Annotated in this window: 20 protein-coding genes; 10 read left to right on the top strand and 10 right to left on the bottom strand. The window is 58.4% G+C overall.

Features of this window, described 5'->3' with window-relative positions; genetic code table 11:
• Positions 1 to 52: 52 nt before the first annotated feature.
• Entirely contained in the window at positions 53 to 2,230 is a 2,178-nt protein-coding gene (locus GHN86_RS05875; protein ID WP_153386219.1) for a malate synthase G, read from the bottom strand.
• Positions 2,231 to 2,595: 365 nt separating this feature from the next.
• On the opposite strand from GHN86_RS05875, the gene GHN86_RS05870 reads away from it, so the two are divergent.
• The gene (locus tag GHN86_RS05870) at positions 2,596 to 3,114 is read left to right on the top strand and encodes a glycine cleavage system protein R (protein WP_153377969.1); all 519 of its coding nucleotides are present in this window, start codon (positions 2,596 to 2,598) and stop codon (positions 3,112 to 3,114) included.
• Here GHN86_RS05870 and rarD read toward each other — a convergent pair.
• From rarD to GHN86_RS05850, 4 genes are all read right to left on the bottom strand, one after another.
• Positions 3,111 to 3,995 (bottom strand): EamA family transporter RarD, encoded by an 885-nt coding sequence (gene rarD, locus GHN86_RS05865; RefSeq protein WP_153377970.1) that lies wholly within the window; start codon positions 3,993 to 3,995, stop codon positions 3,111 to 3,113. The genes GHN86_RS05870 and rarD overlap by 4 nt on opposite strands.
• A 144-nt stretch (positions 3,996 to 4,139) precedes the next feature.
• On the bottom strand, positions 4,140 to 5,114 hold the full coding sequence (locus GHN86_RS05860) for a serine/threonine protein kinase (protein ID WP_153386217.1): 975 nt from the start codon (positions 5,112 to 5,114) through the stop codon (positions 4,140 to 4,142).
• A 95-nt stretch (positions 5,115 to 5,209) separates the two neighbouring features.
• Positions 5,210 to 7,111, bottom strand: a complete 1,902-nt coding sequence (locus tag GHN86_RS05855; RefSeq protein WP_153386215.1) for a PhoX family protein — start codon at positions 7,109 to 7,111, stop codon at positions 5,210 to 5,212.
• Between the two features lie 83 nt (positions 7,112 to 7,194).
• A complete protein-coding gene (locus tag GHN86_RS05850) occupies positions 7,195 to 7,935 on the bottom strand; it encodes a ComF family protein (protein ID WP_153377973.1) in 741 nt (246 codons plus the stop codon).
• An 88-nt stretch (positions 7,936 to 8,023) separates the two neighbouring features.
• Between GHN86_RS05850 and bioB the strand changes: the two genes are divergently transcribed.
• From bioB to GHN86_RS05815, 7 genes are all read left to right on the top strand, one after another.
• Positions 8,024 to 9,079, top strand: a complete 1,056-nt coding sequence (bioB, locus tag GHN86_RS05845; RefSeq protein WP_153377974.1) for a biotin synthase BioB — start codon at positions 8,024 to 8,026, stop codon at positions 9,077 to 9,079.
• 65 nt (positions 9,080 to 9,144) lie between these two features.
• Positions 9,145 to 10,317: an 8-amino-7-oxononanoate synthase gene (gene bioF / locus GHN86_RS05840; protein ID WP_153386213.1), complete on the top strand. Its 1,173-nt coding sequence runs from the start codon at positions 9,145 to 9,147 to the stop codon at positions 10,315 to 10,317.
• Positions 10,310 to 11,041: an alpha/beta fold hydrolase gene (locus GHN86_RS05835; protein WP_153377976.1), complete on the top strand. Its 732-nt coding sequence runs from the start codon at positions 10,310 to 10,312 to the stop codon at positions 11,039 to 11,041. Before bioF ends, GHN86_RS05835 begins: the two co-directional genes overlap by 8 nt.
• Entirely contained in the window at positions 11,034 to 11,846 is an 813-nt protein-coding gene (gene bioC, locus GHN86_RS05830; protein ID WP_153377977.1) for a malonyl-ACP O-methyltransferase BioC, read from the top strand. The genes GHN86_RS05835 and bioC overlap by 8 nt, the downstream gene beginning before the upstream one ends.
• A complete protein-coding gene (gene bioD, locus GHN86_RS05825) occupies positions 11,843 to 12,523 on the top strand; it encodes a dethiobiotin synthase (protein ID WP_153377978.1) in 681 nt (226 codons plus the stop codon). The genes bioC and bioD overlap by 4 nt, the downstream gene beginning before the upstream one ends.
• 303 nt (positions 12,524 to 12,826) lie before the next feature.
• A complete protein-coding gene (locus tag GHN86_RS05820; protein ID WP_153377979.1) occupies positions 12,827 to 14,632 on the top strand; it encodes a phenylacyl-CoA dehydrogenase in 1,806 nt (601 codons plus the stop codon).
• A gap of 292 nt (positions 14,633 to 14,924) precedes the next feature.
• Positions 14,925 to 16,703, top strand: coding sequence for an acyl-CoA dehydrogenase C-terminal domain-containing protein (locus GHN86_RS05815; protein WP_153377980.1), 1,779 nt, complete (start codon positions 14,925 to 14,927; stop codon positions 16,701 to 16,703).
• A 250-nt stretch (positions 16,704 to 16,953) separates the two neighbouring features.
• Here the strand turns inward: GHN86_RS05815 and GHN86_RS05810 are convergent, their stop codons facing one another.
• Positions 16,954 to 17,853 (bottom strand): LysR family transcriptional regulator, encoded by a 900-nt coding sequence (locus GHN86_RS05810; RefSeq protein WP_153377981.1) that lies wholly within the window; start codon positions 17,851 to 17,853, stop codon positions 16,954 to 16,956.
• A gap of 228 nt (positions 17,854 to 18,081) precedes the next feature.
• Between GHN86_RS05810 and GHN86_RS05805 the strand changes: the two genes are divergently transcribed.
• Together GHN86_RS05805 and GHN86_RS05800 are read left to right on the top strand one after the other, a co-directional pair.
• Positions 18,082 to 19,365: an aspartate aminotransferase family protein gene (locus GHN86_RS05805; RefSeq protein WP_153386211.1), complete on the top strand. Its 1,284-nt coding sequence runs from the start codon at positions 18,082 to 18,084 to the stop codon at positions 19,363 to 19,365.
• Positions 19,366 to 19,551: 186 nt separating this feature from the next.
• Positions 19,552 to 19,710, top strand: a complete 159-nt coding sequence (locus GHN86_RS05800) for a YqaE/Pmp3 family membrane protein (protein ID WP_122784145.1) — start codon at positions 19,552 to 19,554, stop codon at positions 19,708 to 19,710.
• Between the two features lie 18 nt (positions 19,711 to 19,728).
• Here the strand turns inward: GHN86_RS05800 and GHN86_RS05795 are convergent, their stop codons facing one another.
• Genes GHN86_RS05795 through pqqC form a run of 4 tightly spaced genes read right to left on the bottom strand, consistent with a single transcriptional unit; the run spans position 19,729 to position 23,692 of the window.
• Positions 19,729 to 21,558 (bottom strand): S9 family peptidase, encoded by a 1,830-nt coding sequence (locus GHN86_RS05795; RefSeq protein WP_153377983.1) that lies wholly within the window; start codon positions 21,556 to 21,558, stop codon positions 19,729 to 19,731.
• A complete protein-coding gene (pqqE, locus tag GHN86_RS05790; RefSeq protein ID WP_323369209.1) occupies positions 21,524 to 22,696 on the bottom strand; it encodes a pyrroloquinoline quinone biosynthesis protein PqqE in 1,173 nt (390 codons plus the stop codon). The genes GHN86_RS05795 and pqqE overlap by 35 nt, the downstream gene beginning before the upstream one ends.
• Positions 22,668 to 22,943: a pyrroloquinoline quinone biosynthesis peptide chaperone PqqD gene (gene pqqD, locus GHN86_RS05785; RefSeq protein WP_153377985.1), complete on the bottom strand. Its 276-nt coding sequence runs from the start codon at positions 22,941 to 22,943 to the stop codon at positions 22,668 to 22,670. Before pqqD ends, pqqE begins: the two co-directional genes overlap by 29 nt.
• The gene (gene pqqC / locus GHN86_RS05780) at positions 22,940 to 23,692 is read right to left on the bottom strand and encodes a pyrroloquinoline-quinone synthase PqqC (RefSeq protein WP_122784149.1); all 753 of its coding nucleotides are present in this window, start codon (positions 23,690 to 23,692) and stop codon (positions 22,940 to 22,942) included. Before pqqC ends, pqqD begins: the two co-directional genes overlap by 4 nt.
• Positions 23,693 to 23,704 lie beyond the last annotated feature (12 nt).

Genomic DNA, 23,704 nt, shown 5'->3' with positions numbered 1-23,704 from the left:
ATCACGGGCAAAAAAATACCCCTCAAAGAGGGGTATTTAATGAGCTGCGTTATTACAACCCGTTTTTAGCCTTGTACTCGCGACGGCGGCGATGCAAGACCGGTTCGGTATAGCCATTGGGCTGCTTCGTCCCTTCAATCACCAGCTCGACGGCCGCCTGAAAGGCGATATTGCTGTCGAAGTTCGGTGCCAATGGACGATACAACGCATCGTTGGCGTTTTGACGGTCCACCACCGGCGCCATGCGCTTGAGGCTTTCCAGCACTTGGTTTTGGCTGACAATGCCGTGACGCAGCCAGTTGGCGATGTGCTGGCTGGAAATACGCAGCGTGGCGCGGTCTTCCATCAGGCCGATGTCGTGAATGTCCGGCACTTTGGAACAGCCCACACCCTGATCGATCCAACGCACCACGTAGCCAAGGATGCCTTGCGAGTTGTTGTCCAGTTCGTTCTGGATCTGCTCAGGCGTCCATTGCGGGTTCACGGCCAGCGGGATGGTCAGGATGTCGTCCACCGAAGCCGGAGCACGCTTGGCCAGTTCGGCCTGACGGGCGAACACGTCTACCTTGTGGTAATGCAGTGCGTGCAAGGCGGCGGCAGTGGGCGAGGGCACCCAGGCCGTGTTGGCACCCGCCAATGGATGGGCGATTTTCTGTTCGAGCATTGCCGCCATCAGGTCAGGCATGGCCCACATGCCTTTACCGATTTGCGCACGCCCTTGCAGGCCCGTGCTCAAGCCGACATCAACGTTGTTGTTTTCGTAGGCTGAAATCCATTTTTCGGACTTCATGTCGGCCTTGCGCACCATCGGCCCGGCTTCCATCGAGGTGTGAATCTCGTCCCCAGTACGGTCCAGAAAGCCGGTGTTGATAAACACCACGCGCTCGCTGGCGGCTTTGATGCACGCCTTGAGGTTGATCGTGGTGCGGCGCTCTTCGTCCATGATGCCGACTTTGAGCGTGTTGCGTGGCAGCGTGAGCACGTCTTCGATACGGCCGAACAACTCGTTGGTGAACGCCGCTTCTTCGGCGCCGTGCATCTTCGGTTTAACGATGTACACCGAGCCCGTACGGCTGTTCTTGCGCGTGGCCGTGCCATTGAGGCTGTGCATCGCGGCCAGGCTGGTGAGCAGGCCGTCGAGGATACCCTCGGGCACTTCGTTGCCGTCTTTATCGAGAATCGCGTCGATGGTCATCAAGTGACCCACGTTACGCACGAACAACAGCGAGCGGCCGTGCAGGCTGACGGTGCCGCCCTCAGGCGTAGTGTATTGGCGATCCGGGTTCATGGTGCGGGTAAAGGTCTGGCCGCCTTTGGACACCTGCTCACTGAGGTCGCCCTTCATCAGGCCCAGCCAGTTGCGGTAGATCACCACTTTGTCGTCAGCATCGACAGCGGCAACGGAGTCTTCACAGTCCATGATGGTGGTCAGGGCGGCTTCCATCAGCACGTCTTTGACGCCGGCGGCATCGGTCTGACCGACAGGGCTGGTGGCGTCGATCTGGATTTCAAAATGCAGGCCGTTGTGTTTGATCAACACGGCGGTCGGTGCAGCCGCATCACCGTGGTAGCCGATCAATTGCGCGGTGTCACGCAGACCGGTGCTGGCGCCGTCCTTGAGGGTGACCTGCAAGGCACCGCCGACGATGGCATAGGCGGTTGAATCAACGTGAGAACCCTGAGCCAGCGGTGCCGCTTCGTCGAGGAAGGCGCGGGCGAAGGCAATCACCTTGTCGGCGCGGACCTTGTTGTAGCCTTTGCCCTTTTCGGCGCCATCGGCTTCGCTGATGGCATCGGTGCCGTACAGCGCATCGTACAGCGACCCCCAGCGGGCGTTCGAGGCGTTGAGAGCAAAGCGTGCATTCATCACCGGCACCACAAGCTGTGGGCCAGCCATACGGGCAATTTCGTCATCGACGTTTTGCGTCGTTGCCTGGAAATCGGCCACTTCTGGCTGCAAATAGCCAATGTCTTGCAAGAAGGCTTTGTAAGCCACGGCGTCATGGGCCTTGCCGGCCTGAGCCTGGTGCCAGGCGTCAATCCGCGCCTGCAAATCATCGCGTTTGGCGAGCAGTGCTTTGTTCTTGGGGGCCAGGTCATGGATAACCTTGTCGGCACCTGCCCAGAACTGGTCGGCGTCGAGGCCGGTACCGGGAATGGCTTCGTTGTTGACGAAGTCGAACAGGACTTTGGCGACCTGCAGGCCACCGACGTGAACGTGTTCAGTCATTGCTTGCCTCACTCATTTTTATTTAAAGCCTGACACTGCGTTAGCTCGTGCTTGCGGGGTAGTGCGGGTTAAATCAGACGCCTTGGCGGGCGGTGTTGCAAATTATGTAGTGCTTGCCGAGGCATACTACATGATCGATTGGCGATGTGAAAATCAGACTGATCACGTCGTTCTTCGACCATTTTTACGCTATCGGTCACGTAGAAGAACAGGATGTTCTCAAGAAACACACAGGTTGTTCCAGATAATTCTAAAAACAGTACACAATTTTGTGTTTTGCGGCCTTTTTCACAGCCTGCGGTAGCGGCTACGGGAAGTAGAAGGCGGCCTATACTCAATCGACCCCAAATAAGAGAGTCCCCGCCATGAACCATCTCGTGATTACGGTCTTTGCCCCGGACAAAGCCGGGCAAGTCGAGCGCATTGCTGATTGCATCGCTGCCCATGGTGGTAACTGGCTGGAAAGCCGCATGTCGCGCATGGCCGGGCAATTTGCCGGGATTTTGCGCGTGGGTGTGCCAGCCGAAACCCACGAAGAGTTGCTGGACGCATTGCGAGGATTGGCCAAAGAAGGGATTCAAGTGATGTTCGGCGAAAGTGGCATCGAGCAATCCTGCACCTGGAAGCCCATCGCCATGGAGCTGGTCGGCAATGACCGCCCCGGTATCGTGCGAGATATTTCGCGAGTGCTGACGGAGCAGGGGATCAACCTGGAACGGCTGGTGACGGAGGTGCGGCCCGCGCCCATGAGCAACGAGCCGCTGTTTCACGCCGAGGCTATTTTGGCGGTGCCGCTGACGCTGTCGCTGGAAAGTGTGCAGCAGCGTCTTGAAGCCTTGGCCGATGAGTTGCTGGTGGAGCTGAAGCTGAGTACGCAGGATTAGCTGCGACGCAGGGTCAGCCACGCGTCGATGCTATAGACCACCAGCCCGGCCCAGATAAATATAAAGGCGATGAATGTGCTCGGGGCCAAATGCTCGCCGTACACCCATACTGCCAGCATCAATACGATGGTGGGCGCGATGTACTGCATGAAACCCAAGGTCGTGTAAGGCAAGTGCCGTGCGGCGGAGTTGAAACATACCAGAGGTATCAGCGTGGCGGGGCCGGCGGCGACCAGCAACCACGCTTCGGAGGTGCTCCAGAAGTCGGCATGGGCGCTATTGGCTTCGGGGTGCAGCAGTAGCCAGACGATGGCAAGCGGCACCAGAATCCATGTCTCGACCACCAGCCCCGGCAATGCCTTGACGGGAGCTTTCTTACGGATCAGGCCGTAAAAGCCGAAACTGAGTGCCAGCGCCAGCGACACCCACGGCAAGCTACCGACTTGCCACACCTGCTGAGCCACGCCGATCACAGCCAGACTCACAGCCAACCATTGCAGGCGACGCAGGCGCTCACCCAACAGCAGCATGCCCAGTAACACGTTGACCAACGGATTGATGTAGTAACCCAGGCTGGCTTCGAGCATGCGGTCGTTGTTTACCGCCCACACGTAGGTCAGCCAGTTGGCAGCAATCAGCAAACCACTGCCCGTCAATACAGCAAGGCGTTTGGGGTTGTCACGCAACTCTTGCCACCAGCCGGGGTGTTTCCACACCAGCAGCATCAAGGAGCCGAACAGGGCGGACCAGAGCACCCGATTAACGATGATCTCGGCTGCGGGTACGCTGGCCAACAGTTTGAAGTAGAGCGGGAACAGTCCCCAGATGACATAGGCGCTGAGGCCTAAAATGTACCCGCGACGCGGGTTGGCGGTTTGCATGCAGAATCCTTGCTGGGTCAATAACGGATACACAATGGCATTTTGTAGTCGCTGCCGCAGGCTGCGAGGCGGTGTGCGGCGCTCTCGGGAAAGCGGGTTGCTTCGCAGCCTGCGGCAGCGACTACCCTCTGTTAGCTGGGTTGGTTAAAACAGTTTCAGCGGTTCTTCATTGAGCGCTGACAATTGTTCGCGCAAGGCGAGAATCTGATTGCCCCAATACCGCTCAGTGCCAAACCACGGAAAGCTGTGAGGGAACGCCGGATCGTCCCAGCGGCGAGCCAGCCAAGCGCTGTAATGCATCAGGCGCAATGCACGCAGTGGTTCGATCAGCGCCAGTTCTCGCGGGTTGAAGTCATGAAACTCACTGTAACCGTCCATTAATTCTGACAACTGACCCAGACACTCCTGACGATCACCAGCGAGCATCATCCACAGATCCTGCACGGCAGGCCCCATGCGGCAGTCGTCAAGGTCGACGATATGGAACACCTCGTCGCGGCACATCATGTTGCCGGGGTGGCAATCACCGTGCATGCGGATGTTGGTGTGCGGGGTGGCGGCGTACACGTCCTCGACCCGTTTGAGCAGGTCGCGGGCCACTGATTCGTAAGCCGGGAGCAGGCTGCGCGGGATGAAGTTGCCTTCGAGCAACGTCGTCAGGGAATCATGGCCGAAGTTTTTCACGCCCAGCGCTTCGCGGTGCTCAAACGGTTTGGTCGCACCGACTGCGTGCAGGCGGCCAAGCAGTTGCCCAAGACGATACAGCTGATCGAGGTTGCCCGGCTCAGGCGCGCGGCCACCCCGGCGAGGAAACAGGGTGAAACGAAAGCCTGCGTGTTCGAACAGGCTCTGGCCGTTGTGAATCATGGGGGCGACGACCGGGACTTCGCAGTCGGCCAGCTCGAAGGTGAAACGGTGTTCTTCAAGGATCGCTTCGTTGGTCCAGCGCTGAGGCCGATAAAACTTGGCAATCAGCGGTTCCGAGTCTTCGATGCCGACTTGATACACGCGGTTTTCGTAGCTATTGAGGGCGAGCACACGGGCATCGCTCAGGAAACCGATGCTTTCGACGGCATCGAGTACCAAATCTGGGGTAAGTGTTGCAAACGGATGAGACATGCTGACTCCTGCGCGCAGCAGGCTGCCGCGTCCGGCCATGCATGTTAGCGCAGACCGGTCGCGGGGCGGCGACTTAATCCCGATGTCAGCGAGGGTCAGGTGCCGACGATACCGCCGTCCTCACGGCTGATGGCCATCACCGATGAGCGGGGTTTACCGTTGGGCAGGTGCTCCGGAAAGGTTGAACCGCCGTTTTCGCCCGGATGCTGAATGCCCACAAACAGGGTCTTCTGATCCGGGGAAAAGCTGATGCCTGTCACCTCACAGCCGACAGGGCCGACCATGAAGCGGCGAATTTCCCCGCTGTCAGGGTCGGCACAGAGCATCTGGTTGTTACCCATGCCTGCAAAATCGCCGCTGTTGCTGGCGTCGCCATCGGTCAGGATCCACAAACGCCCGGCTTCGTCAAAACCCATACCGTCCGGGCTGTTGAACATGTTGTGCGGGGTAATATTGGCCGAGCCGCCTTTTGGCTGGCCAACATGGACCACCGGGTTGCCTGCGACCACAAACAGATCCCAGTCGAAGCTGTCTGAACCGTGGTCGCCCTTGTGCGCCTTCCAGCGCAGGATTTGCCCGTAGACATTCTTTTCTCGCGGGTTGGGGCCACCGACCGGTTGCCCGTCTTCGCCGCGCTTGGCGTTGTTGGTCAGGGTGCAATACACCTGGCCGTCCTTGGGGCTGACCACTATCCATTCCGGGCGATCCATACGGGTGGCATTGACGATGCTGCCGGCCAGACGGGCGTTAATCAGTACTTCGGCCTGACTGGTGATCTGGTTGCTGGCGTCCAGGCCGTTTTTACCGTGACTCAACTCAACCCACTGGCCTTTACCTTTGGGGCGATCGGGGTTTTTGTCGCCATCGTCAAAGCGAGCAACGTAGAGCGTGCCGTGATCCAGCAGGTCGCGATTGGCCTTGGGGTCTGCGTGATCTATTTTGTCGCGACTGATGAATTTGTAGATGAATTCACCGCGTTCGTCATCGCCCATGTACACCACTGCGCGGCCGTCGCGGGTTTGTGCAAGGGCAGCGTTTTCATGCTTGAAACGGCCCAGCGCGGTGCGCTTCACCGGAGTGGACTGCGGGTCGAACGGGTCAATTTCAACCACCCAACCATGGCGATTCAACTCGTTGGGGTTGGTCGCCAAGTCGAAGCGCGGGTCATGGGGATGCCAATTGATCTCTTTGCTGGTGCCTACAGCGCCATAGCGTTTTTGCGCCGCGTTGAAGCTTTGTTTGTGGTCGGTGCTGCCAAAACAATCGGTAAAGTTTTCTTCGCAGGTCAGGTAAGTGCCCCAAGGCGTTTTACCGTTGGCGCAGTTCTGGAACGTCCCCAGTACACGGGTGCCGGTGTTGTCGGCTGGCGTGCGTAACAAGGCATGGCCTGCTGCCGGGCCGCTGAGGCGAATCGGTGTATTGCCGTGAATGCGGCGGTTGAAAGGCGAGCTTTGGACAAACTGCCAGCCAGTGCCTTTACGCTCAATTTCAATGACAGAAACGCCTTCGCTGGCTTGGGCTTTGCGTACCTCTTCCAGGGAAGTGGGCATGCCGCCGTGGGGGTACAGGTAGCGATAGTTGGTGTATTCGTTGTTGATCGCCATCAAGGCGCGGTTCGGGTCGTCAGGGAAGGCGAACAGACTCATGCCGTCATTGTTGTCGCCGAATTGCACTTCTTGCGCGCTGGCCGTGCCTTTGCCGCTAGGGTCAAAGGCCGGGCCGTCGGCGTGCAAGGGTTGGCCCCAACTGATCAGCACCGATGAGCGATAGCCGGGCGGCAGGCTGATGCTGTCGCCGGTGGCCGTGTTGATGCTGTCAAACCCCAATAACTGGCTGGAAGCTGCGCTGACACTGGCTGCCAGCGCGCTGCGGCTGAGCAGCCCGCCGCCTAAAAACAGGGCCGCCCCGCACAGTGCTCCTGCGCCGATAAAACCACGTCGACTGAAGCCGACGAGTTGCTCAAGGTCAGTGGGTTGGTCTTCTTCTAATAGGTTCATGGCAGGCTCGGTGTTAGACGATTTTGCCAGTCACCTTAATCAGCCGGTATGACAGGAATGTTTCACCCCCGTACAGCTGTGGATCAAGAGGGCCCTTCGGGCTTTGCGGTACGGGCCAGGCAATACACATCCACCCGCCGGGCACCGGCCTTGCGCAACAACAGCGCCAGGCTTTGTGCCGTCGCGCCGGTGGTCAGCACATCATCCACCAACGCTACATGGGCGCCCTGAACCCGTGCATCCGAGGACAGCGTAAAGGCATTCAACAAGTTTCGTTTACGGGTTTTGGCATCCAGATCCTGTTGCGCCGGGGTGTCCTGAATACGCACTAACCATTGTTCGAGGCAGGGGATTGCCAGTGGCCCACTGAGCCAGCCCGCGATCATCGCCGCTTGGTTATAACCGCGTTGGCGCAGGCGTTGAGTGGACAGCGGCACCGGCAACAGGACGTCCGGCTTTTGGCTGCCCGCATTGAAGTGATCAAGCAGCGATTGGCTGAGAAGTTCGGCTAAAAGTCTGCCGTAGGGCCACTGGCTGTTGTGCTTGAAACGGATGATCAAACTGTCGATGGGAAAGCCATAAAACCAGGGAGCATGCACACGCTCGAAGGCAGGGGGTTGCTTGAGGCAATAGCCGCAGATCAGCCCCGACATCGGCAGCGGCAAGGCGCATCGCTGGCAGTGTTCATTGAGCCAGGGCAGTTCGATCTCACAGGCCGTACACAGGGCAAGTGCGGTGTCGGTGCGCGCATCACACAATAAACAGCTTTGATCATTAAATAACCACTTGTAAACCACTCTTTTCCAATGTGGTTGACAGTTCATGTCACATCCTTAAACATGCCGGGCATCCGTGCCGTGCCTGGGGCGATTGCCTCAGGTTCAAGTCCAAGCATAAACAAGAGAAACGCCGATGAGCGCCAGCACCTTTGCCAACGTGCGACACGATTGGTCTTTAGCCGAAGTCCGCGCACTGTTTGTTCAGCCGTTCAATGACCTGTTATTTCAGGCGCAGACCGTTCACCGCGCGCATTTCGATGCCAATCGGGTGCAGGTTTCGACATTGCTTTCGATCAAAACCGGCGCTTGCCCGGAAGATTGCAAATATTGTCCACAGTCGGGCCACTACAACACGGGCCTGGCCAAAGAAAAGTTGATGCAGGTGCAAAAGGTGCTTGAAGAAGCACAGCGCGCCAAGGACATCGGCGCTACGCGTTTCTGCATGGGCGCGGCCTGGAAGCATCCTTCAGCCAAAGACATGCCCTACGTGCTGGAAATGGTCAAAGGGGTGAAAGCCCTGGGCCTGGAAACCTGCATGACGCTGGGCAAGCTCGATCAGGAGCAGACCGCTGCCCTGGCAGGTGCGGGGCTGGACTACTACAACCATAACCTCGACACCTCGCCGGAGTTCTACACCACCATCATCACCACTCGCACCTACAGCGAGCGCTTGCAAACCCTTAGCTATGTGCGCGAATCGGGCATGAAAATATGCTCCGGCGGCATTCTGGGCATGGGCGAGTCGCTGGATGACCGCGCCAATCTGTTGATCCAGCTGGCCAATCTGCCTGAGCATCCAGAGTCGGTGCCCATCAATATGCTGGTGAAAGTGGCCGGCACACCGATGGAGAACGCTGAGGACGTCGATCCGTTCGATTTTATCCGCATGTTGGCGGTGGCTCGAATCATGATGCCGCTGTGCCATGTGCGCTTGTCCGCCGGGCGTGAGGCGATGAACGAGCAAATGCAGGCGCTGGCGTTTCTGGCGGGGGCCAACTCGATTTTCTACGGCGACAAATTACTCACCACCAGCAACCCACAGGCCGACAAGGACATGCAGTTGTTTGCGCGTCTGGGCATCTTGCCCGAAGCCCATGAGGACCACGCCGACGAAGTGCATCAGGCCGCCATTGAGCATGCGTTGCGGGATCAGAAAACCAGCGAGCAGTTCTACGACGCTACGGTTTAACCCGTTATTCCAGTCGCCGCTGACCCACCTGCGTCAGTGGCGACGAATCGCTCATCGAGGCCAGCATGTCTTTTGATCTGAACGCCCGTCTGGCTGCGCGTCGTGCCGACCATTTGTACCGTCAGCGCCCCTTGCTCGACAGCCAGCAAGGCCCGCAGGTGGTGGTCGATGGCCAGCCATTATTGGCTTTTTGCAACAATGACTACCTCGGTCTGGCCAATCACCCTCAGGTGATCGAGGCCTGGCAAACCGGCGCAGCGCGCTGGGGCGTTGGCGGCGGAGCCTCGCACTTGGTCATCGGCCACAGCACCCCGCATCACGCACTGGAAGAAGCGTTGGCCGAATTCACCGGCCGCCCGCGTGCACTGTTGTTTAGCAATGGCTATATGGCCAATCTGGGCGCAGTCACCGCGCTGGTGGGGCAGGGCGACACGGTGCTCGAAGACCGTCTCAACCATGCGTCCTTGCTGGATGCCGGCTTGTTGAGCGGTGCACGCTTCAATCGCTATTTGCATAACGACCCGGCCAGTCTGGCCAAGCGTCTGGAAAAAGCCTGCGGCAACACACTGGTGGTCACGGACGGTGTGTTCAGCATGGACGGCGATGTGGCCGACCTGCCAGCCTTGGCTCGCGAAGCCAAGGCTAAAGGTGCCTGGCTGATGGTTGATGATGCTCACGGCTTCGGCGCTTTGGGCGCCAATGGTGGCGGTCTTGTCGAACATTTCGGCTTGAGCGTTGCGCAGGTGCCAGTCCTCATGGGGACCCTGGGCAAAGCATTTGGCACCAGCGGCGCGTTTGTGGCGGGCAGTGAAGAGCTGATCGAAAGCCTGATTCAGTTCGCCCGTCCTTACATCTACACCACCAGCCAACCCCCCGCCTTGGCATGCGCCACGCTTAAGAGCCTTGAGCTGCTGCGCACTGAGCACTGGCGGCGTGAACACTTGAATACCTTGATAAACCAGTTTCGTCGAGGTGCCGAGCAAATCGGGCTGCAACTGATGGACAGTTTTACGCCGATCCAGCCCATTCTGATGGGTGATAGTGCCCGTGCGCTTCGTTTGTCTCAGCGGTTGCGTGAGCGCGGATTGTTGGTGACTGCGATTCGCCCGCCCACGGTGCCCGCAGGCGGCGCGCGTTTGCGTGTCACCTTGTCCGCTGCGCACACAGAAGCACAGGTGCAGCTACTGTTATCAGGACTGGACGACTGTTGGCGCGAGCTGGAGTTAGACGATGCGTGATCGCTTGATTTTGTTACCGGGCTGGGGCTTGGGGGTTTCACCTCTGGAACCTTTAGCGGCGGCGTTACGCGGCTTGGATGAGCACCTGCGGGTGGAAATCGAGCCCCTGCCGATGCTGGCGTCGAGCAGCCTGCCAGATTGGCTCGATGAACTGGATGCCACGGTGCCCGAGAACGTCTGGCTGGGTGGCTGGTCGTTGGGCGGGATGCTCGCCAGTGAGTTGGCCGCACGGCGTGGCGACCGTTGCTGCGGGCTGGTGACGCTGGCCAGTAACCCGAATTTTGTGTGCCGTGACGATTGGCCCAGTGCGATGCCCGTCGCCACCTTCGACGCCTTCCTCACCAGTTTTCGCGACGCCCCCAATACCCTTCTTAAACGTTTTTGCCTGTTGTGCAGCCAAGGCGCGGCGGATGCGCGCGGGCTAGCCGGTTTACTGCTGGCCGGTGCCCCAAAAGCGCAGCGCGATGTGCTGGTGGCGGGCCTTGAGCTGCTGGGCTCGCTGGATACGCGGGCAGCCTTGCAGGCCTTCAACGGGCCGCAATTGCACCTGTTCGCCGGGTTGGATGCGCTGGTGCCCGAGTCGGTGGCCACGCAGGTACTGGCGCTTTTGCCGGATGTTGAAGTGGGGCTGATTGAACAGGCCTCCCATGCCTTTTTACTGGAAGCACCCCACGAGCTGGCGGCGGCGATTCAGGCTTTTTTACATGAGTTGGGTGATGACTGATTTGAGTAGTGCAACCTTAGCCAATCATTTACCGGACAAACGTCAGGTAGCGGTTTCGTTTTCACGTGCCGCCACCACCTATGACGGCGTGGCTGAGTTACAGCGTGCGGTGGGTCATGAGTTGATCGCCCGTTTACCGCCTCACCTGACCCCCGGTCGCTGGCTGGATTTGGGCTGTGGCACGGGGTATTTCAGTCGGGTGTTGGGTCAGCACTTTGCCCAAAGCCAGGGGCTGGCGCTGGACATCGCCCAAGGCATGCTGTCTTACGCGCGACCGTTAGGCGGGGCGCAGCATTTTATTGCCGGCGACGCCGAAAGCCTGCCACTGCAAAACAACAGCTGCGATTTGATTTTTTCCAGTTTGGCGCTGCAATGGTGTGCTGATTTCAATGCCGTGCTCAGTGAAGCCCATCGTGTGCTCAAGCCCGGCGGCGTGCTGGCCTTTGCCAGTTTATGTGTGGGCACGTTGGGTGAACTGCGAGACAGCTGGCGGGCTGTTGACGGGCAGGTTCACGTCAATCGGTTTCGCGAGCTTGAGACCTATCAGCAGGTGTGCGCCCACAGCGATTTACAGGTGCTGGGCTTGCAGATTCAGCCCCATGTGCTGCACTACCCGCAAGTACGCCAGCTCACCCATGAACTTAAAGCATTGGGTGCGCACAACCTCAATCCGGGTCGCCCGGAAGGCTTGACCAGTCGGGCGCGGATTCAGAGGCTGGTGGGAGCTTACGAGCAATATCGTCAGCCTTTGGGGCTACCGGCGACGTATCAGGTGATCTACGGCATTTTGGAGAAAACGCGATGAACCCTGCGTACTTCATTACAGGCACCGACACTGATGTGGGCAAGACCACGGTGGCTGCCGGGTTGCTGTTTGCCGCCCGTGAAGCAGGGCTGACTACGGCGGCCGGCAAGCCGGTGGCGTCGGGCTGTGAACAAACCCCCAAGGGGCTGCGCAATGCCGATGCATTGGCGCTGATGGCTGAGTGCTCATTACCGCTGACTTACAACGAAGTGAATCCGGTCGCCTTTGAACCGGCCATCGCGCCGCATATTGCCGCACGCGAAGTGGGTGTCACGCTGACCGTCGAATCGCTGCTCCCCCCCATGCAGGCCATTCTGGCCAAGCAGGCGCAGTTCACCTTGATCGAGGGCGCAGGCGGTTGGCGCGTGCCGCTGTCCGGACAAGACAGTTTGTCGGGTTTGGCCCAAGCGCTGGATTTACCGGTGATTTTGATTGTGGGTGTGCGCCTGGGTTGCATCAGTCACGCGTTGCTGACCGCCGAAGCCATCGCCCGAGACGGCCTGCAATTGGCTGGCTGGGTGGCCAACATCATTGGCCCGAAAACCTCACGCCTTGAAGAAAACCTCGCCACCTTGGCAGAACGCTTGCCGGCCCCATGCCTGGGCCGCGTACCGCGCCTCAAGTCCGCCACCGCTCAGGCCGTGGCCGAACATCTGCAGCTGGATTTGCTGGACTGACCCATCTATCCCCGTAGCCACTGCCGCAGGCTGCGTTCTATTGCGAAGCGATCGTAAACCCTGAGCCTCACATCTATCTGACAGATGGTTGGCGTTGTGCATACGACGACTGCGTCGTCGGACGCAGCCTGCGGCAGCTGCTACGAGTGTCTTGAACTTTCATTCTGTTATCCGAGACGAACGGCGGCATCGCGCTGCTTGACAATAAATAGGCGTAAACGTATGTTTCAAACACCTGTTTGACCGCTATAACAAATCCACGCGGTTGTTCATCCAAGGTTTCATCAGCAGAGGTTTATCGCTATGCCTGACTACAAGGCCCCCTTGCGTGATATTCGCTTCGTTCGTGACGAACTGCTCGGTTACGAAGCGCATTATCAAAGCCTGCCGGCTTGCCAGGACGCTACTCCAGATATGGTTGACGCCATTCTTGAAGAAGGCGCCAAGTTCTGTGAGCAGGTGCTGGCACCTCTGAATCGCGTGGGTGACATTGAAGGCTGCACCTGGAGCGAGTCGGGTGTTAAAACACCGACCGGCTTCAAAGAAGCCTACAAGCAATTTGTTGAAGGCGGCTGGCCGAGTCTGGCTCACGACGTAGAGCACGGCGGCCAAGGCTTGCCGGAGTCATTGGGTCTGGCCGTGAGCGAAATGGTTGGCGCGGCCAACTGGTCGTGGGGCATGTACCCTGGCCTGTCTCATGGTGCGATGAACACCATCTCCGAGCACGGCACACCCGAGCAGCAAGAAACCTACCTGAGCAAACTGGTCACCGGCGAATGGACCGGCACCATGTGCCTGACCGAATCGCATTGCGGTACCGATCTGGGCCTGTTGCGCACCAAGGCCGAACCTCAGGCTGACGGCTCCTACAAAATTTCCGGCACCAAGATCTTCATCTCGGCCGGTGAACACGACATGGCCGACAACATTGTCCATATCGTACTGGCCCGCCTGCCGGACGCACCGGCCGGCACCAAAGGTATTTCGCTGTTTATCGTGCCCAAGTTCAACGCCAATGCGGATGGCAGCCTGGGTGAGCGTAATGCGGTGTCCTGTGGCTCCCTTGAGCACAAAATGGGTATTCACGGTAACGCCACGTGCGTGATGAACTTTGACGGCGCCACCGGCTACCTGATCGGCCCGCCGAACAAAGGCCTGAACTGCATGTTCACCTTTATGAACACCGCGCGTCTGGGTACCGCACTGCAAGGCCTGTCCCACGCGGAAATCGCCTTCCAGGGCGGTCTGAAATACGCCCGTGACCGCTTGCAAATGCGCTCGTTGACCGGCCCTAAAGCCCCTGAAAAGGCGGCTGACCCGATCATCGTTCACCCGGATGTACGTCGCATGTTGTTGACCACCAAGGCGTTCGCCGAAGGCAACCGCGCGATGGTTTACTTCACCGCCAAGCAAGTCGACATCGTCAAGTACGGCGTTGATGAAGAAGAGAAGAAGAAAGCCGACGCACTGCTGGCCTTCATGACTCCAATCGCTAAAGCATTCATGACTGAAGTCGGTTTTGAGTCTGCTAACCACGGCGTCCAAATCTACGGCGGCCACGGCTTTATCGCTGAGTGGGGCATGGAACAGAACGTTCGCGACAGCCGCATTTCGATGCTGTACGAAGGCACCACCGGTATTCAGGCACTCGACCTGTTGGGCCGTAAAGTGCTGATGACCCAAGGCGAAGCCCTGAAAGGCTTTACCAAGATCGTGCACAAGTTCTGTCAGACCAACGAAGGCAACGAAGCCGTTCAGGAATTCGTTACGCCGCTGGCTGCACTGAACAAAGAGTGGGGCGAGCTGACCATGAAGGTCGGTATGGCGGCCATGAAAAACCGTGAAGAAGTGGGCGCGGCCTCGGTCGACTACCTGATGTATTCCGGTTATGCGTGCCTGGCGTACTTCTGGGCTGACATGGCCCGCCTGGCGGCTGAGAAACTGGCTGCAGGTACTTCGGAAGAAGCCTTCTACAAAGCCAAGTTGCAAACGGCGCGCTTCTACTTCCAGCGCATCCTGCCGCGCACCCGTGCGCACGTGGCGACCATGCTGTCGGGTGCTGCCAACCTGATGGACATGAAAGAAGAAGATTTCGACCTGGGCTACTAAGCGCTGGCGCTTCCTGTGCAAAAACCGCATGTCCTTCGGGGCGTGCGGTTTTTTTTTTGGTTAACCGCCCGTAGTCGCTGCCGAAGGCTGCGAAGGGTTGCGCAGCAACCCGTTCTTCAGGAAGCACCGCAAGTCCCCTCGCACTCTTCGGCAGCGACTACAGGATTGTGACTAGATGATAAGAAATGGTCACTGCTTGACCCTATGTATCGCTGTCGTCGTTAAGCTAGACTGTTTCTTTCGCTAAATGGCCCGTTTCGGGCTTCACCGTTAAAAGATCACGAGGTTTGTCATGGCTGATTACAAAGCGCCCCTGCGCGATATGCGCTTCGTCCTCAATGAAGTGTTCGAAGTTGCCAAGCTCTGGGCGCAATTGCCTGTTTTGGCCGAAACGGTCGACGCCGAAACGGTTGAAGCCATCCTTGAAGAAGCCGGCAAAGTGACTGCAAAAAGCATCGCGCCATTGAGCCGCAGCGCTGACGAAGAAGGCTGTCATTGGCATGACACTGTGGTTACGACGCCCGCTGGTTTTGTCGACGCTTATAAAACCTACGCTGAAGGCGGTTGGGTCGGGGTAGGCGGAAACCCTGAGTTCGGCGGCATGGGCATGCCCAAATCGGTATCGGCTCAAGTCGAAGAAATGATCAACTCCTCAAGCCTGGCATTCGGCCTTTATCCGATGCTGACCTCCGGCGCGTGCGTGTCTATCAATGCCCACGCCAGCGAGGAATTGAAAGCGACTTACTTGCCGAACATGTACTCAGGTGAATGGGCTGGTTCCATGTGCCTGACTGAGCCTCATGCTGGCACCGATCTGGGGATTATTCGGACCAAGGCTGAACCGCAGGCAGACGGTGCTTATAAAGTCAGCGGCACCAAGATTTTTATCACCGGTGGCGAGCACGATCTCACCGAAAACATCATCCATCTGGTGCTGGCCAAATTGCCGGATGCGCCGGCAGGCCCTAAAGGCATTTCGTTGTTTCTGGTGCCCAAGTTCATGGTGAATGCCGATGGCAGCCTGGGGGCGCGCAACCCGGTCACCTGTGGCTCTATCGAGCACAAGATGGGCATTCAGGCCTCGGCAACCTGTGTGATGAACTTCGATGAAGCGGTGGGTTATTTGGTCGGTGAGCCTAACCGGGGTTTGGCGGCGATGTTCACCATGATGAACTACGAACGTCTGGGCGTTGGCATTCAAGGGCTGGCCTCGGGTGAGCGTTCGTATCAGAACGCTGTGGAATACGCCCGCGACCGATTGCAAGGTCGTGCAGCCACCGGCGCTGTTGCCAAAGACAAAGTGGCTGACCCGATCATTGTTCACGCAGACGTTCGCCGCATGTTGCTGACGATGAAAGCCAGCAATGAAGGCGGTCGTGCTTTTTCGACTTATGTGGCCAATCAGCTGGATATCGCCAAGTTCAGTGAAGACCCGGCGGCGCGTGAGCGCGCGGATGCGTTGGTGGCGTTACTGACCCCGGTGGCCAAGGCTTTCCTCACGGACCTGGGGCTGGAATCAACGGTGCATGGCCAGCAAATCTTTGGTGGTCATGGCTATATTCGCGAATGGGGCCAGGAACAATTGGTGCGCGATGTACGCATCACGCAAATTTACGAAGGCACCAACGGTATTCAGGCGCTGGATCTGGTCGGTCGCAAGGTGGTGGCCAATGACGGCGTTTATTACCGTTTATTTGCCGACGAAATCCGCCAGTTTATAGCCTCGGCTCACAGCGACTTGCGGGAGTTCACTCAACCTTTGGCTGCAGCTCTGGACACACTTGACGCGTTGACAGCCTGGGTATTGGATCGCTCGAAAAACAACCCGAATGAAATTGGTGCCGCGTCTGTGGAGTACCTGCACGTTTTTGGTTACACCGCGTATGCCTATATGTGGGCAATGATGGCGAAAGCGGCCTTGAACAAAGCGTCCGATGAGGCTTTTTACGTCAGTAAGCTGGGCACTGCACGCTTCTATTTCGCACGTTTGCTGCCGCGTATCCACTCGTTGAGTGCCTCAGTCAGGGCGGGCAGCGAGTCGCTTTATCTGCTGGACGAATCACATTTTTAAAATGTTTACCATAATGTAAGCATTTGCTTACATTACGCACTGCCAATCTCCCATATCCCAGGATTGGATCCACAGGTAATCTAATTGCCATGGACGTAGAGCAGGAAGCTCAAAGAAACAACATGGACACGTAGGATTCTGCCAGGACGGTGGAGTGAAATGGATGTCAGGGAAACAGTCTGTAAAACCCCGCCTCGGCGGGGTTTTCTTTTTTGTGCGTCCGAAATCCCTCATCCATATCCGCTGCCGCTTACAACACGCCCTCCTTGTCATGCATCACGTCCTCAAGCAGCGTTCGCAACAGCCCCAGTGTGGCTTGCTGGCGTTGCACATCGCGGCACACCAGACCGACTGTCAGCGGCACCCGTGGTTCACTGAGCGGTTTCCACAGCAGCGCTTGATTGTCATGCTCATGCCGCGAACGGCCCGGTAACACCGTCGCCAGTTTAGTGTGCGGCAAACTCTCAAGAATCCCCGCCATGGTGTTCAACTCAGCCTGTACCTGAGGGCGGCGGCCCAAGCTGGCCAGCTGGGTTTTCCAGATTTGCCGCACCTGGAATTCTTCCCCCAACAACAGCATCGGCAACTCTGCGGCTTGAGTGACAGACACCTTCTTGAATTCGCGCAGTGGATGATCAGCCGGTATCACGAGTTGCAGTTCGTCTTCATACAGCACCAAGCCGTGCAGTCCACCCTGACGGGGAGGCAGGTAACTGATGCCTATATCCAGCGTGCCATTGAGCAGGCGTCGTTCAATCTCGATGCCGGTCAGCTCGTAAATCTGCACCACTAAATGAGGCTGGGCCTTGCGTACCCGTTCAAGCATTTGCGGCACCAGACTGGTGTGCACGGTTTGCAACACGCCAATGGCCAGGGTGCGCAACGCCTGCCCGCGGAAATTGCTGAGGGCTTCCTTGGCCCGCTGCAAACCATCGAGTAGTGGCAGCGCGTGGTTGTACAACGTGTGGGCGGCGAGGGTCGGTAACAGGCGCTTGCTGCTGCGCTCAAACAGGCTGACATCAAGGTTATGTTCGAGTTGGCGGATCTGCTGAGACAGGGCTGGCTGCGAGATAGAAAGCCGTTCGGCAGCACGGCCAACATGACCTTCTTCGTAGACCGCGACGAAATAACGCAGTTGCTTGAAATCCATAAGTAATACTTATCGAAAATGCTTAAAAATCGAAATGGCTCAAAAGGCCGTCGAGGCCTAGTCTACGCCCATTGCGCTGGGCTGATCGAGCCGGATGGTCTTATATCCAAGGCCGTATTCAGGTTCTTTTAGATAGGCGCAGCTGAAAACCCGTTAGAGGTTAAAGGCACTTGGTAGAACCAGGACAGTTGCAAATCGAATCTGCTTATGGTCACAAGGTCAGCGTGCATGAACCTGTTTAACCTGCGTCGTCAAACGTCCAGTCTTGATCAACTGGCGGCTGTTGCTGTGCGCCCGTCAGAAGGCACCCGTGTGCCTGACAATTATCTGATGCCCAGTGTTGAACGCCCGGCGCAGGTCTTTGTGCGCGGCCAGGGCTCGTGGATGTGGGACAGCGACAGCCGCGCCTACCTCGACTTCACGCAAGGCGGTGCGGTCAACAGTCTGGGCCACAGCCCCGCTGTGCTGATCAAGGCAATGGCCGATCAGGCGCAGTCGTTGATGAATCCGGGTGCCGGTTTCTTTAACCGCGCCATGCTGACCTTGGCTGAGCGTTTGTGCGAAAGCACCGGCAGCGATCAGGTGTATTTTCTGAACACGGGGGCAGAGGCCAACGAAGGCGCGATCAAGCTGGCTCGCAAGTGGGGCCAGCTGCATCGCGGCGGTGCTCATCGCATCATCACAGCGACCCGCAGTTGCCATGGCCGCAGTTTTGGCGCGATGTCGGCGTCCGGCAGCGGCACCTTTGATAACCGTTTCGAGCCGCAATTGCCGGGCTTTATCAATGTGCCGTTTAACGACTTGCCCGCCTTGCATGCGGCGGTTGATGCGCAGACCGTGGCGATCATGCTGGAGCCTGTGCAAAGCGAAGCCGGGGTGATTCCTGCCACCGAACACTACCTCAAGGGCGTGGAACGACTGTGTCGAGAATTGGGCATCTTGCTGATTCTGGATGAAGTGCAAACCGGCATGGGCCGATGCGGCACCTTGCTGGCGGAGCAAAATTACGGCGTAAGGGCCGATATTGTGACCTTGGGCAAAGGCTTGGGCGGCGGCGTGCCACTGGCGGCACTGCTGGCGCGGGGCAAGGCGTGTTGCCTGGAACCGGGTGAGTTGGGCGGCACCCATCATGGCAATGCCTTGATGACCGCCGCCGGGGTTGCCGTGCTGGACACACTGCTGGAAAAGAACTTCCTGAAAGATGTACGCGAAGCCGGCCAGCACCTGCGTGAAGGGCTGGGTCGCCTCGCCAATAGTTATGCACAGGGTGAATTGCGCGGCCAGGGTTTGCTGTGGGGTTTGACCCTGTCAGACAACTCGGCAGATGCCGTGGTCAAGGCGGCTTTATATGAGGGCTTGCTGATCAGCGCTCCACAGCCTGACTGCTTACGCTTTACGCCTGCGCTGTGCGTCAGCAAAGGCAACATAGACGAGATGCTGCTGCGTCTGGCCCGGGCTTTTGCCCGCGTTCGCACCGCGCAATTGCAGTGCCGTCGAGGGGTTGCTGTCTGATCGTAGCCGCTCCACAGAATTTAACGAACCGTCTCGCGGTATCCCGCGCGCCCCATGCCTGTTTCTTTCGGCATGGGGCGTTTTTTTTGCCTGGGGATAAGTTGGCACTGAACCTTTTAACCGCGTCCAGAGTCGATTAACCGTCGGGCTTGAATGAGCCCACTTTATTATTGGGGAGCTGAAAATATGGACTTTATAAGAATCATCATCGCCATCCTGCTTCCACCATTGGGTGTGTTTCTACAAGTGGGTTTTGCCGGTGCATTCTGGCTGAATATTCTGTTGACCCTGTGTGGTTATATCCCGGGCGTCGTGCACGCGGTGTATATCATCGCCAAGCGATAAGACAGACCGCGCCAGCGACTACCGGTTTTGCATGACGCTGCAATAAAACAACCATTCCTGCTCCAGTGCGTGAGCCTGATTACTGGCCTTTCGAAAGCCGTGGCGTTCGTCCGGGTAGTAATGTGCTTGAGCCGGGATGCCGTTGTTTTGCAGAGCCTTGACCATGTCACGGGTCTGCTGCGGCACGACCACAGCGTCCAGCTCACCTTGAAAGAAAATCACCGGCACGCGGATTTTATCGGCGTGTAGTAAAGGCGTGCGAGCCGCATAGCGGTCGGCGTCGCGTTGTGGGTCACCGATCAACCAGTCCAGGTAATCACCTTCGAACTTATGGGTAGCCCGACCCAGCGCAATAGGATCGCTTACGCCGTACAGGCTGGCCCCCGCGCGGAATACGTTCTTGAACGCCAAGGCGCACAACGTGGTGTATCCCCCCGCGCTGCCCCCGCGAATGAAGGCTTGGCTGGGGTCAATCAAACCCTGCGCAGCGAGATGACTGACAACGGCGCATGCGTCTTCTACATCCACGTCGCCCCATTTCAGGTGCAGCGCCTGACGATAGGCACGGCCATAGCCGGTGCTACCACGATAGTTCAGGTCTGCCACGGCAAAGCCGCGTTGCGTCCAGTACTGGATTCTCGGATCGAGCATCGGGTAGCAGGCCGAAGTAGGGCCGCCGTGGATAAACACCACCAGCGGCGGTGCAACCTGTACGTTCATGGCCGGGTAGAAAAAGCCATGAGCCTCGCCGCCCGCAGAAGGATAGTGCAGGGGCTGCGGGTGGCTGATCTGATCGGCAGGCAGAGGCGCAACGCCGCCGGCCATTACGCTTAAGCGTTTGTCGCTTCGACGAATGGCAATCACGGCCGAGGGGCTGATGGGCGAGGCGGCAATGCAATAGATGAAGGTGTCATCCAGCGCCAGGCTGCGGAAGCGGCTGTATTCGCCGGTGAAGTCTTCAACGGTGCCGTCAGCTGAACGCAGGCCCAGGCGTCCGAATCCGCCTTCAGTCCAAGTGGCCAGATAATTCTGCTCGCCCAGCGGTAACCAGGTGCTGGCGCCTAATTGCCAAGGAGCAGGTGCATGATCGGCGGCGCTGGCGGGAGCGGGCACCAACCCTTCTCCGGACTCAGCCCAAGGCTGCCAGAAGCCCGTCCGGTCAGTAAGGCAGTGCAGCCGGTTGTGTTCGTCAAAGCGCGGTTGTTGCAGGGACTCTTCGCTCAAGTCGCCCGCGATACAGTGAGCGGCACTCCAGTGACCGTCGATTTGCCCTTCGGCCAGCATCAGGCGTGTGGCGGTCCAGGGCTGGTGCGGTCGGCTCCATTCGATCCAGGCCAGACGCTGACCGTCCGGGCTTAGGGTGGGCGCCGCATAGAAGTCAGCGCCCTCGGCCAGTACCTGACGCTCCAGCGTATTGGCATGAATGCTGACCAGCCGGTGCTGATCGGCCTGTTCTTCGACCGCAATGACCTGTCCGTCAAACCATTGCACATCGCCATAGCGGCAGGTGCCGGTGGTCAGGGCGCGGGGTGCGCTGCCATCCAGTGTCTGACGGTACAGTTGCTGGTCGGCTTCGTTGACGAACACCACACCGTCATCGCTGAGGCAGAAGGCGCCGCCGCCGTATTCGTAAACCCGACTGCGCACGCTGAAACCCGCAGGGGTCAGACAGTGAGCCTGACCATCGCGCCAGTGCCAGAGGCGACACGCCGCGTCCTGGGGGCGGTATTCATTCCAGAACAGGCCCGCAGAGCCGACCCGCAGTTCAGCGAAGTCGATCCCGGCTGCGACGGCGAGTTCAGCGCTGAATGGTTCAGCCTTTAGCGATGAGACGTGAGTTTCGTTCATTTCGGAAGGCCAGTTGTTCGATGGTCTGTGTGGCGTGCTCGGCTTCTTCGCGCGCCTTGAGAATCAGGTCATGCTGAGGCGATTTGCTGCACACTGGGTCGGCGTTACTGGCGTCGCCGGTGAGCATAAAGGCCTGACACCGGCAGCCGCCGAAGTCCTTTTCTTTTTCGTCACACGAACGGCACGGCTCGGGCATCCAGTCGTAGCCGCGAAAGCGATTGAAGCCGAACGAGTCGTACCAAATGTGCTGCATGCTGTGGTCGCGCACGTTGGGGAACTCGACCGGCATTTGCCGTGCCCCGTGGCACGGTAGCGCTGTGCCGTCAGGGGTGACCGTCAAAAAGATACTGCCCCAGCCATTCATGCAGGCTTTAGGGCGTTCTTCGTAATAGTCCGGGGTAACAAATATCAGCTTGCAAGGGTGGCCTTCAGCTTCAAGTTTGGCGCGGTATTCGTTGGTGATGCGTTCAGCTCGCACAAGCTGCTCTTTGGTCGGCAGCAAGCCGACGCGGTTCAACTGGGCCCAGCCGTAGAACTGACAGGTGGCAAGTTCCACGAAGTCGGCTTCAAGGGCAATGCACAGCTCGATGATGCGGTCGATCTTGTCGATATTGTGCCGATGGGTCACGAAGTTCAGCACCATCGGATAACCGTGGGCTTTCACAGCGCGGGCCATTTCGAGCTTCTGCGCGAAGGCTTTTTTCGAGCCGGCCAGCAGGTTGTTGACCTGTTCGTCGCTGGCTTGAAAGCTGATCTGGATATGATCCAGCCCGGCTTTTTTGAAGTCGCTGATTTTTTGCTCGGTGAGGCCGATGCCTGAGGTGATCAGGTTAGTGTAGAAACCCAGTTTGCGGGCCTCTGCAATCAATTCGGCCAAATCCTGACGCACCAAGGGTTCGCCGCCGGAAAAGCCCAACTGCGCTGCGCCCATTTCCCGCGCTTCGCGAAACACCTTGATCCACTGTTCAGTCGTCAGTTCTTTGCCTTGCTGGGCAAAGTCCAGCGGGTTGGAACAGTACGGACATTGCAGCGGGCAGCGATACGTCAGCTCGGCCAGCAGCCACAGCGGCAAGCCGACTTCGGGTTTGGGTGGCAGCGCCAGCGGGCTATCAGACAAGTTCGATCCAGTGCTCTGCACGAGCGACCTCCATAAATTGCTCGATGTCTGCGCCGAGCTCGGGTACGCCGGGGAACTGTTTATCCAGCTCGCCGATGACAGCGGCAACGTCGCGCTGGCCATCAATCAGACCACCGATCAAGGCTGCACTGTCGTTGAGTTTGATCATGCCTTCGGGGTACAGCAGCACGTGGCCTTTTTGCGCAGGCTCGTATTGAAAGCGGTAGCCGGGGCGCCAGGTCGGAATTTTGCTGCGATCGAAGCTCATAGGGTGATTCCTTTGTGCCAGACACGTTGGTCGGTCACGCTGTGATAAGGCGGGCGATCCAGCTCGTAGGCCATGGTCATGGCATCGAGCATGCTCCACAAAATGTCCAGTTTGAACTGGAGAATTTCCAGCATGCGCTGCTGGCCCTCATAGGTGGTGTAATGCTGCAAGGTGATCGCCAGACCATGTTCGACGTCGCGGCGGGCTTGGCCCAGACGGGTGCGGAAATATTCATATCCGGCTGGATCGATCCACGGGTAATGCTGCGGCCAGCTGTCCAGACGTGACTGGTGAATCTGCGGCGCGAACATTTCAGTGAGCGAGCTGCTGGCGGCTTCTTCCCAGGTGGCGCGACGGGCGAAGTTGACGTAGGCGTCCACAGCAAAACGAACACCAGGCAATACCAGCTCCTGAGAGCGCAGTTGATCCGGGTCCAGGCCCACGGCCTGCCCCAATCGCAACCAGGCTTCGATACCGCCGTCTTCACCCGGTGCGCCGTCGTGGTCGATCATGCGTTGAATCCACTCGCGACGCACTTCCCGGTCAGGGCAGTTGGCGAGGATGGCGGCGTCTTTCAGCGGTATGTTCACCTGATAGTAGTAGCGGTTGGCGACCCAGCCCTGAATCTGCTCGCGGGTTGCACGGCCTTCGTACATCGCCACCTGATACGGGTGGTAGATGTGGTAATACGCACCTTTGGCGCGCAGAGCGGCTTCGAATTCAGCGGTGGAGAGTGGGGCTTGGGTCATGGTGCCTCCAAA

It is taken from the genome of Pseudomonas helleri (genome assembly GCF_009600315.1).
Classification (GTDB): Bacteria; Pseudomonadota; Gammaproteobacteria; order Pseudomonadales; family Pseudomonadaceae; genus Aquipseudomonas; species Aquipseudomonas helleri_A.
This window is presented reverse-complemented; position numbering and strand designations above follow the sequence as displayed.